The following is a 16,031-nucleotide window of genomic DNA, read 5'->3' on the forward strand; positions in this document are numbered from 1 at the left end:
GGGTCGTGCGGCTGAGCGGAACAGGAAAGTGTCATAAGGCACTGTTTGGCTCGATACAGCGATAGATGGTGGCCGGGTGAACGTTGAAGGTCCTTGCGACGGCGCTAATGGACTTACCCTCGAGAACGAGTTGGCGAGCGAGCTCCGCCTGATCTGGGCGCATTTTCTTTGGGCGTCCGAAGCTCACACCGCGCGCCATCGCCGCCTTTCGCCCCTCCTCGGTTCGGCTCAATATGAGAGTCCGCTCGAACTGGGCGATCCCAGCGAATACGGTCATGATCATCACGCCAGACGGGGACGTGGTATCGGCCCAAGGTTCATCAAGCGATTGTAATCCTGCCTGCTTTTCCTTGATGCGTTCCGCGATGTGCAGGAGTTCGATGGTGGATCGCGCCAAACGATCGAGGCGGGCGACGACGAGAACATCGTCTTTGCGCAGGTGACCCATCAGCTTTTCAAGCTCGGGCCGGCCACGAGCGGCCCCCGATATTTTCTCTTCGAACATCATTTCACAGCCCGCCTCCGAGAGCCGACCGCGCTGGATTTCCAAGTTCTGATCCTCGGTGGAAACGCGCGCGTAGCCGAGCTTCATGCGACTGCTCCAGATATTGTGCGAAAGTTACTGCAAAACAATTTTGTTTCGCACATATGTTTTGCGAAGAAATTCGCCTTGTTTATCGGCATGGGCCGTCCCCTTCGCAAAAGTTGAAAGTTTCGCACGGTATGCCCACCCGTCACCTCACTGACGCCCAGCGTCAGGGCTTTGCCCGCTTTGATGGCGAACCGTCGGCCGATCAACTCGCGCGATATTTCCATCTGGACCAAACTGATCGCGACCTCATTGGAACTCTGCGCGGCGACCACAATCGGCTCGGCTTTGCCGTGATGCTGACGAGCGCCCGGTTTCTGGGCGCATTTCCAGTCTCGCCCGCCGAGATCCCAGCGTCGGTCCTGGCGGCCGTGATCGAACAACTCGCTCTTGAACCCGGCACGGACGTGGACGCCTATTTTGCGGGAAGCCGACGCATCCGGCACCTCGCGCTCATCCGGACGCACTGCGGCTTCACGGACTTTGGCGACAACGCGGTGGCACGTTTCCGGCTGACCCGATGGCTCTACGCCCTTTGCTGGAGCGGCGACGATCGGCCCGGCCCCCTGATTGATCGAGCTGCGGCCTGGCTGATCGCCAACAAGGTGCTGCTGCCGGGCGTCACGGTCGTCGAGCGCCTGGTTGGCAGGATCCGCGATCGTGCGCGGACCAGGCTTTGGCGCCATCTGGTCGCCAGCTTGAGCGATGACCAGCGCGTGCGCATCGCCGCGCTGTTTGACGATGGCGACACATCCACGTTCGCCGCCCTGGACGCGCTCCGGACCGTTCCCTCCAAGCGCATGCCGACCGAACTCTTCCGACACCTTGATCGGCTCGATGCGGTCCGGGCGTTCAATCTGCGGCCGGCGCCACCGCGGGGCGTTCCCGCCACAACCCTTGAGCGGCTCGCGCGGGTAGCGCGCGTCGGCAAGCCCTCGGCCATCGCCGCCCTTCAGGAGCCTCGTCGAACCGCGACCGTAGCCGCGCTCTTCCATACGCTCGAAGCGGCGGCCCAGGACGACGCCGCCGAGCTGGCCGAGGCTCTGCTCGCCGACTTGGTGAAAGGGGCTGAAGCCGCCGACAAACAGGCCCGCCTGCGCAGTCTGCGCGATCTCGATGGCGCCGCGATGCTGCTCCACGCAATGGGTCTGTTGGTTTTGACCGACGACGCCCTGCCCCTCAATGAATGGCGAGATGTGCTCTTCGAGCGGTTGCCCCGTCCCGACATCGAGGCCGCCATGTCCAAGGTGGAGGCGATCGCCAAGCCCGCGGAGACCAAGCCCTATGATCAACTGCGAACAAAATGGCGGAGCGCCCGGCGATTGTTCTTTGAAATCGCTACCCGCATCGAGACCGACGCTGCCCCAGGTGGCAAAAACGTCAAGGCCGCGATCAGCTACCTCAAGGGCGTGGACGACTGGTCCTCTCTCGTCAAGATGCGCGGCGCACCGATCGCTGCGGTCTCGAAGGCGTGGAGGCAACATGTCCTGGATGACGATGGCAGGATGCGCGACCCGAAGGCCTATGTCTTCGCGATCATCGATGCGTGGCGTCTGGCGATCAAGCGTCGCGATGTGTTCGCCAAGCCCGGCATCCGATACGGGGATCCCCGGCGCGGGATGCTCGAGGGCGAGTCCTGGCACAATTCCAGGTTGATGGTAGCACGCGCCCTGGGCCGATCTCTGGAAGCCGACATTGAGATTGACGGTCTCTCCCGCCTTCTCGACGAGGCATATCGACATGTCGTTGCGCGCGCCGGCGACAATCCGGACCTGCGTTTTGAGACGGTCGCCGACAAGATGGGGATTGTGGTCACGCCCCTCGACAAGCTTGATGAACCCGAGAGCCTTCGAGCACTTCGCGCCGCCGTCCAAACGCGCATGCCGAAGGCCGGAATGCCCGACATCTTTCTTGAAGTCATGGCGCGAACCGGATTTGCCAAGTCCTTTACGCATCTGAGCGAGCGTCAGGCCACCGTCGAGCACTTCGAGATAAGCCTGTGCGCGACCCTGGTCGGCGGCGCCTGCAACATCGGTCTTGAGCCGATCGTGCGCCCGGAATTTGCGGCTCTGCGTCGCGACCGTCTTTCTTGGGTCGGTCAGAATTTCATTCGGCCCGAGACCATCGCCGCGGCCAACGCCGCGATCGTTTCCGCTCACAGTCGTCTGGATATCGTCCAACATTGGGGCGCAGGCGAGGTGGCCAGCGCCGACGGCATGCGTTTTGTCGCTCCGTCGAGCGCCATACACGCCGGGCCCAACCCCAAATATTACGGCCAGGAGCGCGGCGTCACTTGGTACAACATGATTTCCAATCAGTTCAGCGGTCTGACCGGAGCGGTCATCCCCGGCACGTTGCGCGACAGCCTGGTCGTCCTGGCTCTCCTGCTGGAGCAGGAAACCGAGCTCGATCCTCTGGAGATCATGACCGACACCGCCGCCTATTCCGACGCCATTTTCGGTCTGTTCTGGCTCTTGGGCTACCGGTTCAGCCCCCGTCTGGCGGACATCGGCGACGCCAAACTCTGGCGTATCGACCGCCAGGCGAGCTATGGGCCGTTCGATCAGACCGCCTGGGGCAGGGTTAAAATCAATCTGATCCGGGAAAACTGGTCCGACCTTATCCGCTTGGCCGGATCGCTCAAGCTCGGCCACCTCAAGGCCGCAGGCGTCATGCGAATGCTGCAGGTCAAAGACCGCCCAACAACGCTGGCCAAGGCCCTGTCTGAACTCGGCCGCATCATCAAGACGCTGCATATCCTGCGATACATCGATGACCGGCCGTTCCGGCGACGAATATTGTTTCAGCTCAACCGGCAGGAATTGCGCCACAAGCTCGGTCGGCGCGTCCATCACGGCGATCGGGGCGAAATCAGAAGCCCTCTGCGTCAGGGCCAAGAGGAGCAGCTTGGGGTCCTCGGTCTGGCCCTCAACTCCATCGTCCACTGGAACGCTGTCTACATGCAGGAAACCGTGCGCCAACTCAGCGAGGCCGGGACGCCGCCGCTGCCCGCCGATATCGCTCGGCTCTCGCCGATATCTTGGCGTCACATCAATTTCCTCGGCCGCTACGACTTCTCCGTGCCTGACGCCGTCGCAAACGGCGGCCTCAGACCGCTACGCCAACCTAATTCCGAATGGGACTTTTGAAAGGAAATAATGCCCCTTACGACACTTTCCTGTTCCGCTCAGCCGCACGACCCGTATCATAGCCATTCGGGCCTTCAGGAGCAGCTGGGGCATTATGGTCCGATCGTGATCGACCCTGCCGGTGTTGACCCGGTGAAATATGACCGCGAGCATGTCATCGTGCTGGCCGATCACAGCGCCATTTCGCCAGAAGCGATCTTTCGGGCGATGAAAGTGGACCCCGGGCATTTCAACTTCCAGCGCCAGACGCTTGCCGGTCTGCTGTCCAAGCGCGACCAGGCTCTGAAGGATCGCCTCGATTGGGGCAAGATGCGGATGGATCCAACCGATATTTCCGACGCGACGGGTTCGGCTTATACCTACATCGTCAATGGCTACGGGCCTCGAGACAATTGGACCGCTCTGTTCACGCCGGGCGAACGCGTCCGGCTGCGCTTCATCAACGCCTCGGCGATGACGACCTTCAATGTGCGGATACCGGGCCTCCCGCTGACGGTGGTGCAGGCTGACGGCCAGAATGTGCGGCCCGTGATGGTCGAAGAATTCCAGATCGGAGTGGCTGAAACCTACGACGTGATCGTTACTCCGCCCGATGATCGCGCCTACACGCTGGTCGGTGAGGCCATCGACCGTTCAGGCATGGCGCGGGCCACGCTCGCGCCGCGTGCTGGGATGACGGCCGAAGTGCCGCCGCTGCGTGAACGGCCGCTCGCCACGATGAAAGACATGGGCATGGACATGTCATCGATGCCGGGCATGGAAGGCATGGACATGTCCGGAGGCGGCATGTCGCCGATGCGGGGCGTCGACCCGACTGCGGAGAAAAATGCCTCGGCGAAGCTGACGGTGGCTGGTGCCGGGGCCATGGCCATGGGCGCGGCTCCTGGCGGGACCGCCATGGCGGGCATGGATCATTCCAATATGGCGGGCATGGCGGCAGGCGGGGGTGCGATGGCCGGCATGGATCACAGCGCCATGGCGGGGCAGCCGGGCATGGATATGGGCTCCATGGAAATGGGGCCGATGAACATGCGTGACTTTTCAAAAGCGCCGCAGGTCAAAAAGTCACCGGGCGTGCAGACGATCTCGCCTATGCCGATGGACCGCACCGGAGAGCCCGGTCAGGGTCTCGAGAATGTCGGCCACAAGGTTCTCGTTTACAAGGATCTCATGGCGCTGGAGCGCAATCCTGACGTGCGTGCTCCGGACCGCAGTCTCGATATCCATCTCACCGGCAACATGGAGCGGTTCATGTGGTCGTTCGACGGCGAGAAGATGTCGGATGTGCATGACCCGATCCCCTTCATCGAGGGTGAGAGGGTTCGGATCAATCTGATCAACGACAGCATGATGGGTCATCCGATCCATATCCACGGCCACTTTTTTGAACTGGTCACGGGTCATGGCGATCATGCGCCGCGCAAGCACACGGTCATCGTGCAGCCGGGCGGGAAGGTCACATGGGATTTTACCGCTGATGCGGTCGGCGACTGGGCGTTCCACTGCCATCTTCTCTACCACATGCACGCCGGGATGATGCGCGTCGTCAGTGTGCGGCCGAAGGGAGACGCAGCATGAAGCGCGTTTTGACGACACTGCTCGGCGGGTCGGCGATGTTGCTCGCCATTCCGGTAACCGCGCAAGCCCAGTCGATGCAGGGCATGGATCATTCCAGCATGCCCGGTATGGCGATGCCCGCGAAAAAACCGGCTTCCCCCAAGCCTGCCAAAAAGCCTGCGGCAAAGAAGCCGGCTCCTAAAAGGGCCGCGCCGGTCAGAGTGGCCCCGGCAAAGCCCGCGGCTCGCCAGGATATGGAAGGCATGGATCATTCGACCATGCCTGGAATGGCGATGCCTCAGCCGGGACCAGCAGCCGCGGCAACGGCGCCGACTATGGACCATGGCGCGATGCCGGGCATGGATATGGGCAACAGCGGTTCTACACCGATGGCTGGCAGCATGCCCGGCATGAATATGTCCGGGGATCATGGTGGCCACGATATGGCTGCCATGCCGGGCATGGAAATGACCGGAACCGCACTCCCGGCCGGAAATGCCCCTGCGCCAAAGCCTCCCATGGACCACTACGCCGATCGGCAGTTCCCGCCCGCTGCGATGACACAGTCGCGAATGGCTATGATGCACGAGCAGGGGGGGCAAGCCTTCTATCAAATCATGTTCAATATCGCGGAGTATCAGGTTCGCAATGGGCGTGACGGCTACCGCTGGGATGGAGAGGCTTGGTATGGCGGGGACGTCAATCGGTTGACGCTGAAGAGCGAGGGCGAGGGTGTCCTTGGCGGTCCTGGCGGATCGTTCATGGAGACCGCCGAGGTCCAGGCGCTCTACAGCCGGGCGATCGATCCGTATTGGAACCTCCAAGCTGGCGTTCGATACGATTTCAAGCCCAATCCGTCCCGAACATACGCTACTGTCGGGGTGGAGGGCCTCGCACCCTATTGGTTTGAAACCGAAGCGGCTCTATTCCTTTCCAACAAGGGTGAAGTTCTCGGTCGTGTTGAGGGTTATTATGACCAGCGCATCACGCAGCGAATCATTCTGCAGCCCCGAATTGAACTGAATCTCTCCGCGCAGGACGTGCCTGAGACACGGATTGGGTCTGGAATCTCCAACGCCGAGTTCGGATTGCGCCTGCGCTATGAGATCCGACGGCAGTTTGCGCCTTACATTGGCGTATCCTACGATCGAAAACTGGGCAAAACTGCCGACTATGCAAGGGCTGATGGTGAACGCATTAAGGCGACCAGCTTCGTCATTGGTGTGAGGACCTGGTTTTGAGCGTTGTCAGTGGAGTCAACGAAGGGGACGTAACATGATGAAAACGTGGATGCGAGCCTCGCGGTGCAGACGATAGTCGGCAGCACGGCCATGTATCTTGTCATGTTCTTCGTGGACGACAGGCTCGGCAGCTCTACAACAATCTGAACATGTTCTGCATGTCCCAGAGATGGTTGCGCTGAGAAAGGTCGCCAGGCGCCGTATGTTGGCCCAGAGGGATAAAGCTGCGCTGTGCAATGAGTTTATTCGGTCCCAGAGACAGGAAATTGACCAGGTGAAGGCGCTTCTTGCCCGCAATATAGTGTCGCAAGAGTGGTGCTATCGGCTCGACCGGCAACGCGCCTGCATGAAATCGAAGGAGCTACCATGATCAGCATCCGTACCCTCGCCGCCGCTTTGGCACTTGCCGTTCCGGTCGCAGCGATGGCGGCGAACCCGATTGTGGTTCACCGCGATCCTGGCTGCGGTTGCTGTGAGAAATGGGCGGCGCAGGTACGCGCGCAGTTCGGCCGGCAGGTGCAGATCATCGACGATGCCGGCCGCGCCGGCTTGAGCAGGCGTGGCGGCGTGCCCTCAGACCTGGCTTCTTGTCATACCGCCACCATCGACGGGATGACCTTTGAGGGCCATGTTCCGATCTCCGACATGAAGCGCGTGCTGGCCCAGCATCCCAAAGGCGTCACCGGGCTCGCCGTTGCGGGGATGCCGATGGGATCGCCGGGCATGGAGATGGCAGGCATGAAGGGCCAGCCTTACGATGTCATCGCCTTTGGCCCCGAAGGGCGTCGCGTCTTTGCGCACCACAGTTGATCGCAGGCATCGACGCTTCGCTGATTCCGAAGCCATCGCCGGGTGGGTGTTGGTCTCGTCTTGCCGCCCGGTGTCAGAACGGCTTGCGCCCGGTATAGAGCGAGATCGAGCCGGTCGGCGTCTGGACGACGCGAACTTCGGCGACATTTTCGAAGCCGGCGTCGGCGATGAGCTCCGGCAGGATGCCCTTTGCGTTGAGCCCGGTGCGCTCCCAGCCGTCGAGCGCCTGCACCTGACGAAACAGCGTTCGCATCAACAAGGTACGCTGAAGTCCGTAATCGGCAATCGCCACGAGGCCACCTGGGCAAAGCGTTCGTGCCATGGCCCGAAGGATGGCCGATTTCACCGGCAGGTCGCATTGATGCAGCACGAGGCTCGACACGATCTTGTTGGCGATCGTGCCGACCAGGACGTCGACCTGGTCGCCGAAACCTCGAACCCACTCGCTTTCTACGCCGGCCGTTTGTGCCTTTTGCCGCGCCAGCGCGAGAGCGGCAGGATCCGGATCGACCCCGATCACGCGTGCCGTGGGGACAGCCTGTTTGATCGCGATCAGCTGCGAGCCCGTGCCGGCGCCCACATCGACGATGACATCGCCCGCCTCGGGTGCAATCGACTCGAGCAATGCGCTGCGCCACCGACGCTCGCGGGTCATGACCGCAATCACCCGGTCATAGTCGCCCGTCAGGCCAGACAGCCCGAGTGCGGGGACGAAGGTTGGACTGTCATTCACCGTTATGCCTCCATGTGCTTCATGGCGATCGCAGCACCCCGAGTCTTGAACCTTTCGCTTGCATCTTCAGTTTCGCGACGGGAGTAAGCTCCGATGCCAAGCTATGGCGATTTGTGGACCGGCCATGTCCGCCTGGGCGACGGATGGGCGTGGTTCGAGGGTCGTTGCGGCGACACCCGACCCCATCGCCATCTCGCCGCGCAGATGATCGTCGGACTGTCCGAGCCGATCCATGTCGAGACGATCGCAGGTTTGTTGACTGGACCTGCCGTGCTGGTGCGCGCAGGCGCGCTTCACGCGGTTCGTCCCACCGCGACGCATGCGAGGGTGATCTATGCGCGATCCTTCAGCCCGCTGGGTATTGCCTGGTCCAGGCTTGGGGACGGTAAGGACGCGGCGTCGCCACCGGCAGCGCTATCCGAGCAGTTGCGCAGCTCCGATGACCTCGCTGGAACGCTTTACGAGCTTGCAGCGGCCTGCCCGACACCGCCGATCGACGCGCGCCTTTGCGAGGCATTGCGGCGCCTGAAGGACGCACGAGTGGACATAGCCGATCTAGGTGAAATCGCGCGCGCTGTCGGACTCTCTGAACCGCGGTTGCGTGCGCTTGCCGCGGAGCAGTTGGGCGCACCGCTCTCACACTGGCGGCTATGGTTCATGCTCGAGCAGGGCCTGCGATCACTTGGCGCGGGCGCGCCCCTTGTGGCAGCCGCAGCGGATGCGGGGTTCAGCGACCAGGCGCATCTCTCTCGTACGATGCGGCGGTTCATGGGCGTCACACCAAGGACCGTGGCATTGGCGATGGCCTCCCGCTGACGGCAGCATCGACCAGGGTCGAGCGACCGAGCCTTGGGTGGAATACGTATAGTGGCTGTCTTCGATCCGGCCCAAATTTGGGGGGAAAGGAAGCCGTCATGACCGATGCAAGCAAGCTCAGTGTGATACGATGTGCCGCGAGCAGCGCTGCCGCTCTTTCCACTGTCTTCGTGCTTTGCTGGCTCGCGGCGACTTTGTTCGGTCCGATCGGGTCACACATGTTCGTGACGATGTTCACGACAGCTCCGCCGGGATCGTTCGTCGCGCTTGGGGCGGGGTTGTGCTGGTCGATCGTCTTCGGCGCAGCCGTGGGAGGTCTCTTCGCCGCATTCCACAATTGGATCGGTCATTGGCAGCGTCCCGAGGACGGCGCAGCGCAAGTGAGCAATCAGCAATTTTTAACGAGTTCTATATTCAAGGAAACGTGATCATGGAACGGCAACGACCGGCACATACTGGGAAAAAGAATTTCCTGACGTCGCGCGCGGGCATCGTGATGATAGGCTTTCTTGCGCTCGGTTTCGTGCTGCTGTTCACGGAGCATCGCGCGCATGTACTTGGCGCGCTGCCCTTTCTGCTGCTGCTGTCGTGTCCCCTGATGCACCTCTTCATGCATCACGGACATGGGCATGGTCACGATGGAACACCGCAGCCGGGGGCCGGTCGTTCGCCCCGGGAGGGTCAGGGCCAGTGACGGGCCATGCGCAAGCCTATGGTCTGTGGGGCCTCGTCGTCGTCAATGCAGCGGTCTTCATCCTGTTCGCCTACAGTTTCTTCAAGCCGCGAACCACTCGGGACTGGCGATCGTTCAGCGCGTTCAGCGCCTTCCTGGTTGCGCTGTTCGTGGAAATGTACGGCTTCCCATTGACTCTCTATGTCCTGTCCGGGTGGCTGCAGAGCCATTATCCCAATATCGACTGGTTCTCGCATGATGCCGGGCATCTGCTCGAGATGCTCTTCGGCTGGCGGGCGAACCCGCATGCCGGGCCATTCCATATCATGAGCTTTATCCTGATCGGCGGCGGGTTCATCTTGATCTCGACGGGTTGGAAGGCGCTGTACGACGCGCAGAAGGTCCACGAGCTCGCGACCCAGGGGATCTATTCCTATGTGCGGCACCCGCAATATATCGGGTTCATTCTGGTGATGTTCGGGTTCCTGCTGCAGTGGCCGACGATCCTGACGCTTGCGATGTTTCCGGTCCTCGTCGTCATGTATTTGCGGTTGGCGCGGACCGAGGAGCGTGAGGCTCTCGCCGAATTTGATGATGCCTATCGGCGCTACGCAAAGACCGTTCCACCGTTCGTGCCCCACCTCGCGCGCCTGCTCGGGGCGAAGCGTGACGCAGGAGCGGATCAGCGATGAATTCCCTGCCAGCCGGACCGGCGCAAATCCCAGGGGAACCGCTCAGCCGTCCGCCCGGCATCGGGGCGTGGCGTATAGGCCGGCGCGGCTGCACGTACGTGCCGGTCGCCTCGCCGAAATGACTGAAGCTTGAAACCGCGACACCGAGAAGGAGCACTGGCCATGGCAGATCCGCTGAAACCGACCACATCGCCGCTTACCGCTGGCAGGAATCCGGCAATCCCCGCGGTCGCCTTTGATGTGGGACTGCGAACATATATGCTCGCAGTCTACAACTACATGGCCAGCGGTCTGTTGTTGACCGGGATCGTCGCGATGTTGGTTGCGAACAGCGCCGCCATACGCGCCGTGTTTTTCGCCGCGAGCGGCACTCCGACGCTGCTCGGATGGATAGCGGTCTTCGCACCGCTCGCCCTGGTCTTTACGCTAAGCTTCGGTATCAATCGGCTGTCCGAGAGCACCGTCAAGGCACTGTTCTGGACCTATGCGATCCTGATGGGCGTATCGCTGTCGACCATCCTCCTCGCCTATACCGGCGTGAGTGTCGCGCGCACATTCTTCGTTACGGCCGCAGCCTTCGGAGGTTTGAGCCTGTGGGGCTATACAACCAAGAGGAACCTGTCGGCGTTCGGGACCTTCCTGATCATGGGCGTCGTCGGCCTGCTCATCGCCATGGTCGTCAACATGTTCCTGCGGTCGTCCACTTTGGATCTCATCGTCAGCGCGATCGGCGTGCTTCTGTTTGCGGGCCTGACTGCCTTCGACACGCAAAAGATCAAGAGCGTCTACTTCGATGTGGCCGGTACCGAGTTTCGCGGTAAGGCGGTCGTGATGGGAGCGCTGACGCTCTATCTCGACTTCCTCAACCTGTTCCTGTTCCTGCTGCGCTTCATGGGTGATCGGCGGCAATAGGTCAGCCGGGATGACCGGCCGACACGCGCAGGCCTTGGCGGCGGGCGCATCTATGGCTGCCGACACGTCGGCGGCGGCTTGCCTCGATTTCGGAGACCTGCCTTGAAGACGTCCACCTTCGATCTGCGTGGATCATTCGAATCGCTCGACCATCTCGGCGTCGAAAAGCAGTTGCTGCGGGTTCCCGGCGTGACGCAGGTCTCCGCGAACGCCGCCTCCGACAGCGTCACCGTCAGCTTTGATGAAGCGCGCACCAGCGAAACCGCGATAGAGGAGCAGATCGCGGCATGCGGTTTCCATTGCGGCGGCCGGCTCGTCCCGCGGCACGTGTGCGTGATCGGAAGCACAACCCAGTCCTCTGTCTTGCCCGACGCGACGCATCCTCCCGATCATCGTTCCGATGGTGTCGCCGCAAGATCGGTTGCTCCCGATCGCAAGCCGGTGACGGCCGAACACGACGCCATGGCGCACGAGATGGGCCATGGCGACGGCAAGGACATGGCGGCTATGGCGCGCGACATGCGCAACAGGTTTATCGTCAGCCTCGTTTTTGGCCTGCCGATCTTTGCGCTGTCGCCAATGGGTCTGGACCATCCCCTTCTGAAACCGATGTTCGGACTCAGTCTCGACCTGACCCTGTTCCTGCTTGCCAGCGCCGCGATCCTCTATCCGGTCTGGCCCTTCGTGGTCGCCGCGATCCGCGCGCTTCGGAACGGTGTGCTGAATATGGCGGTGCTCGTCCTGTTGAGCGTCGGCACCGGTTATCTGTTCAGCGTGGCGTCGACATTCCTGTTCAAGGGCCAGCAATTTTACGAGGCTTCCGCGGTCCTGCTCATCTTCATTCTGCTCGGCCATTGGCTGGAGATGCGCGCTCGCGCCGGCGCGTCCCAGGCAATCCGCGCGCTCATGGATCTGGCGCCGCCCATGGCGACCGTGCAGCGCGACGGAAAGGACGTCGAAGTGCCGACCGCCGAGGTGCTGGCCGGCGATGTTGTGCTGATCCGGCCGGGCAACAAGATTCCCGTCGACGGCGAAATCCTCGAAGGCAAATCTGAGGTCGATGAGTCGATGCTCACGGGCGAATCGATGCCGGTGTCGAAGGCGGCCGGCGACACCGTGATCGGCGCGACGATCAACCGCAGCGGTAGCTTCCGCTATCGCGCGACCAAGGTTGGCGCCGACACCGCGCTCGCCCAGATCGTCAAGCTCGTCCAGGAAGCGCAGAACTCGAAGGCGCCGGCACAGCTGCTCGCCGACCGGGCATCGCAGTGGCTGGTGCTCGCGGCAATTCTGATCGGTCTCGCGACGTTCGCCATCTGGTACTGGATTCTGGGTGGGACATTGCTGTTTGCGCTGACCATGACGATAACCGTTTTCGTGATCGCCTGCCCGGACGCCCTTGGCCTTGCCACGCCAATGGCGATAATGGTCGGTACCGGCCTTGGCGCGATGAACGGCATCCTGTTCAAGAATGCCAGCGCGCTCGAGGATGCGACCAAGCTTGACGTCATCGTGTTCGACAAGACGGGGACCCTCACCATGGGCCGGCCCAATGTTGTCGAAGTAGTGACAGCGGAAGGCATCACCCGGGACGAGGTGCTTCGCATCGCCGGTGCGATCGAGCGCAACTCCGACCACCCGCTTGCGCTGGCGGTCCTCGAAGGTGCATCCGGTATCACCCTTCCCGAGACGCGCGATTTTGCCAATATAGAGGGGAAGGGCGCCAGCGCCCAGGTCGAGGGCGCAACCGTGGTGCTTGGCAACCGGCGTCTCATGGATGAAGGAAAAGTAGCGCTGGGAGCCCTCGAGGAACCTGGCGAGCGCCTGAAAGGGGCGGGGCGCACCGTTGTCCATGTTGCGCGCGGCGGCGAGATTCTCGGGTTGATCGCCATAGCGGATGCGGCGCGGCCAACCGCGAAGGCGACCGTCGCGGCGCTTCGGGAGCGCGGCGTCAAGGTCGCGATGATTACCGGCGACAACGCCGGCACGGCCAAGCGAATCGCCGATGAGCTTGGCATCGACATCGTCCTTGCCGATGTGCTTCCCGGTCAAAAGGCGGAGAAGGTCAAGGAGCTGCAGGCCCAGGGCCAGCGTGTCGGCATGGTCGGTGACGGGGTCAACGATGCCCCCGCGCTTACCCAGGCCGACGTAGGATTTGCGATCGGGGCGGGCACCGACGTCGCGATGGAAAGCGCCGATGTCGTCCTGATGAAGAGCGACCCCTATGATATTGTCGGTGCCATAGCGCTCTCACGCGCCACGCTTCGCAAGATGCACCAGAATCTGTGGTGGGCAGTCGGCTACAATGTGATCGCCTTTCCACTCGCGGCGGGTGTGCTCTATCCGGTGCTGCTGAGCCCCGAGGTCGCTGCGCTGGCTATGTCGGGCAGCTCCGCACTCGTCGCGGTCAACGCGCTGCTGCTGAAGCGGACCCGGCTGGCGGGTATCAGTCGGGGCGGCATGAGTCGGGCCTCAGCGGTGGAGCACAATGCCGTTGGTGCCGCTGTTTGAGACCGGCCCACGAGTGCGACCCCGGCCCTCGCGGCCCGCTATCTTGGTGTGCATGATTGCCGACAGGAGAAAGAACCGGTGGTGAAGGCGAAGAACGAACCCCGTTACGCCGAGCAGTTGCGCGCGCTCCAGATCGGGCTCACCGCCCTGCAGCGGGGAATCATCGAGGATGGCCGCAAGGTGCTGGTCATCGTCGAAGGGCGCGACGCAGCCGGCAAAGACGGCACGATAAAGCGTGTCGTCGAGCATCTGAGCCCGCGCGAAACCCGGGTGGTGGCACTCGGCCCCCCATCGGATCACGATCGCGGGTCGTGGTATTTCCAGCGCTGGGTCCCTCATCTGCCGGCTACCGGCGAGATCGTCCTGTTCAATCGTAGCTGGTACAATCGCGCCGGCGTGGAGCGCGTGATGGGCTTTTGCACCGACAAGGAATATGAGGAGTTTCTGACGACCGTCCCAATGTTCGAGCAGTTGCTCGAACATTGCGGGGTCACGCTGGTAAAATATTATCTCGATATCTCGAGGGCGGAACAGAAGAAACGCCTGACCGCCCGACGCGAGGATCCGCTCAAACAGTGGAAGATCAGCCCGATCGACGACCAGGCGAACAAGCGCTGGAAGGCCTACAGCAAGGCGCGCGATGCAATGCTCGCCCGCACGCACAGCATCGCGGCACCCTGGACGGTGGTTCGCGGGGACGACAAGCACCAGGCACGCCTCGCGCTGATCAGGGATCTGCTGACCCGGCTGGGAGAAACGGATTCTGATCGCTATGGCCACCCTGATCCCAACACCGCCTTCCTTTATGACGATGCCGCCCGAGAACAGGGGCTGATCGCGCCGTGAGCGAGCCTCTTGCGTCATCACGCGGCGGGCGAAGTCGTTGCCGCTCACGTGAAATGAAATTTGCATGAGCCAAAGAAGGATCAGGCTATGTTCTGGGTCCAGTTTCTATTCCAGGGAAGCTCGATAGCGTGCCGAGCCTAGAGGAAGCCCGAGTCTCAGACCTCCAGAACGGACGTTCGGAATGCGTTTGCGTAACCTTGGATCGCGCCGCCCTGAGCGACGCACTCGTCCGGGAGACGGGCGATCTGGCAATGCGAGCGTCATATCTGGAAACGCGTCCGCATCTATTCTCGGACGTCGCGGTGTTCATCAATGTGTCCCAACTCGCCGGGATGCAGCGCATCATCGCCGCGATCGAGACGGTCGCCCGCCACCCGGATTATCTGGCAGCCACCATGGCCTGGGCGCCAGTAAGTGCCCGACAGGACTTTGGTCCGCACGGCGTCTTCATGGGCTATGACTTCCATCTGAGCGAGCGCGGCCCGGCCCTGATCGAAATAAATACCAATGCAGGAGGAGCAATGTTGAATGCCGTGCTCGCGCGGGCACAACGAGTCTGCTGTCCTTCCGAGCCGACAGATTTTCTTCGCGCAGATCCGTTTGAGTCCGTGGTCGCGGCCATGTTCTCGAAGGAATGGCGCTATCAACGCGGCAGCGGCGAACCGGTCTCCATCGCCATCGTCGATGACGATCCCGTATCGCAATATCTGTTTCCCGAGTTTCTGTTGACCCGCCATTTGCTGGAGCGGGCCGGCCATAGCGTCTGCATCGCCGATCCTTCTGAATTCGCCTATGCGTCCGGCACTCTTCGCTATGGGGACCGGAATGTGGATCTCATCTACAACCGGCTCGTCGATTTCTCGCTCGATCGACCCGAGCACTCGGCATTGCGAGCGGCATATCTCGACGGCTCGGTGGTCGTAACGCCCAATCCCCATGTCCACGCGAAATTCGCCGACAAGCGCAATCTCACCCTGCTGTCCGACACCGCGCAGCTGCGGGAATGGGGTTTCGACCCGGCAATTGTCGACACGCTTGTTGCCGGGATTCCGGCAACCGAACGGGTCGACAAGGCTTCCGCCGAGCGGCTTTGGGCGGGCCGCAGGCAATTCTTCTTCAAGCCGGCCGGAGGGTATGGGAGCAAAGCGGCCTATCGTGGCGACAAGCTGACGAAATCGGTGTGGGCCGAGATCCTGGAGAGCGACTATGTCGCCCAAGCCTATGTGCGACCAAGCGAGCGGATCATCCGGCTGGATGGAGAGACGGTTAAGCGCAAGATCGACGTTCGTCTCTACACCTATGATGGGGAGCCGCTTGTTGCCGCAGCGCGACTATATCAGGGCCAAACCACCAATATGCGCACCGCCGGTGGTGGGTTCGCGCCTGTTCTGCTGATGGCCGCCGACGATTCGCCGCAGGACTGCGACAGGTGCGCCACTGGCGAGGCGTGAGCCGGACAGAACAGCGAAACTGGCGTCCTGAAAGTCGGGATACATCGGACT

Annotated in this window: 13 protein-coding genes and 1 pseudogene; 12 read left to right on the forward strand and 2 right to left on the reverse strand. The window is 62.0% G+C overall.

Annotated elements, in window-relative coordinates:
- Positions 1-31: 31 nt before the first annotated feature.
- Positions 32-592 carry a recombinase family protein gene (locus V473_RS18815; RefSeq protein ID WP_011950653.1) on the reverse strand — a complete coding sequence of 187 codons (561 nt, stop codon included), beginning with the start codon at positions 590-592 and terminating at the stop codon, positions 32-34.
- 131 nt (positions 593-723) lie between these two features.
- Here V473_RS18815 and V473_RS18820 point away from each other — a divergent pair, with 131 nt between their 5' ends.
- The 4 genes and pseudogenes from V473_RS18820 (at position 724) to V473_RS18840 (ending at position 7,346) form a co-directional block, all read left to right on the forward strand.
- Positions 724-3,738, forward strand: a complete 3,015-nt coding sequence (locus V473_RS18820; protein ID WP_037555775.1) for a Tn3 family transposase — start codon at positions 724-726, stop codon at positions 3,736-3,738.
- 54 nt (positions 3,739-3,792) lie between these two features.
- A pseudogene (locus V473_RS18825) lies at positions 3,793-5,316 on the forward strand (multicopper oxidase domain-containing protein); the annotation flags it as partial.
- Positions 5,313-6,536, forward strand: coding sequence for a copper resistance protein B (locus tag V473_RS18830; protein ID WP_031308582.1), 1,224 nt, complete (start codon positions 5,313-5,315; stop codon positions 6,534-6,536). The pseudogene V473_RS18825 and the gene V473_RS18830, both read left to right, overlap by 4 nt.
- Positions 6,537-6,902: 366 nt before the next feature.
- Positions 6,903-7,346: a DUF411 domain-containing protein gene (locus V473_RS18840; protein WP_066608827.1), complete on the forward strand. Its 444-nt coding sequence runs from the start codon at positions 6,903-6,905 to the stop codon at positions 7,344-7,346.
- A 73-nt stretch (positions 7,347-7,419) separates the two neighbouring features.
- On the opposite strand, the gene V473_RS18845 is transcribed toward V473_RS18840, so the two are convergent.
- Positions 7,420-8,079, reverse strand: coding sequence for a class I SAM-dependent methyltransferase (locus tag V473_RS18845; RefSeq protein ID WP_024018175.1), 660 nt, complete (start codon positions 8,077-8,079; stop codon positions 7,420-7,422).
- A gap of 93 nt (positions 8,080-8,172) precedes the next feature.
- Here V473_RS18845 and V473_RS18850 point away from each other — a divergent pair, with 93 nt between their 5' ends.
- The 8 genes from V473_RS18850 to V473_RS18885 all read left to right on the forward strand — a co-directional run bounded on the left by V473_RS18850 (position 8,173) and on the right by V473_RS18885 (position 15,980).
- On the forward strand, positions 8,173-8,895 hold the full coding sequence (locus tag V473_RS18850) for a helix-turn-helix domain-containing protein (RefSeq protein WP_066608829.1): 723 nt from the start codon (positions 8,173-8,175) through the stop codon (positions 8,893-8,895).
- 98 nt (positions 8,896-8,993) lie between these two features.
- Positions 8,994-9,323, forward strand: a complete 330-nt coding sequence (locus tag V473_RS18855) for a hypothetical protein (protein WP_066608832.1) — start codon at positions 8,994-8,996, stop codon at positions 9,321-9,323.
- A 2-nt stretch (positions 9,324-9,325) separates the two neighbouring features.
- Complete coding sequence (locus tag V473_RS18860) at positions 9,326-9,589, forward strand: DUF2933 domain-containing protein (RefSeq protein WP_024018178.1); 264 nt, start codon at positions 9,326-9,328, stop codon at positions 9,587-9,589.
- Positions 9,586-10,260, forward strand: a complete 675-nt coding sequence (locus V473_RS18865; RefSeq protein ID WP_024018179.1) for a methyltransferase family protein — start codon at positions 9,586-9,588, stop codon at positions 10,258-10,260. Before V473_RS18860 ends, V473_RS18865 begins: the two co-directional genes overlap by 4 nt.
- Before the next feature lie 162 nt (positions 10,261-10,422).
- Positions 10,423-11,172: a Bax inhibitor-1/YccA family protein gene (locus tag V473_RS18870; RefSeq protein ID WP_024018180.1), complete on the forward strand. Its 750-nt coding sequence runs from the start codon at positions 10,423-10,425 to the stop codon at positions 11,170-11,172.
- 102 nt (positions 11,173-11,274) lie between these two features.
- The gene (locus tag V473_RS18875) at positions 11,275-13,683 is read left to right on the forward strand and encodes a heavy metal translocating P-type ATPase (RefSeq protein ID WP_024018181.1); all 2,409 of its coding nucleotides are present in this window, start codon (positions 11,275-11,277) and stop codon (positions 13,681-13,683) included.
- 78 nt (positions 13,684-13,761) lie between these two features.
- Positions 13,762-14,529: a polyphosphate kinase 2 gene (ppk2, locus tag V473_RS18880; protein WP_024018182.1), complete on the forward strand. Its 768-nt coding sequence runs from the start codon at positions 13,762-13,764 to the stop codon at positions 14,527-14,529.
- A gap of 197 nt (positions 14,530-14,726) precedes the next feature.
- Complete coding sequence (locus V473_RS18885; RefSeq protein ID WP_024018183.1) at positions 14,727-15,980, forward strand: ATP-grasp domain-containing protein; 1,254 nt, start codon at positions 14,727-14,729, stop codon at positions 15,978-15,980.
- Positions 15,981-16,031 lie beyond the last annotated feature (51 nt).

The sequence above is a fragment of the Sphingobium cupriresistens LL01 genome, from assembly GCF_001046645.1.
Taxonomy (GTDB): domain Bacteria; phylum Pseudomonadota; class Alphaproteobacteria; order Sphingomonadales; family Sphingomonadaceae; genus Sphingobium; species Sphingobium cupriresistens.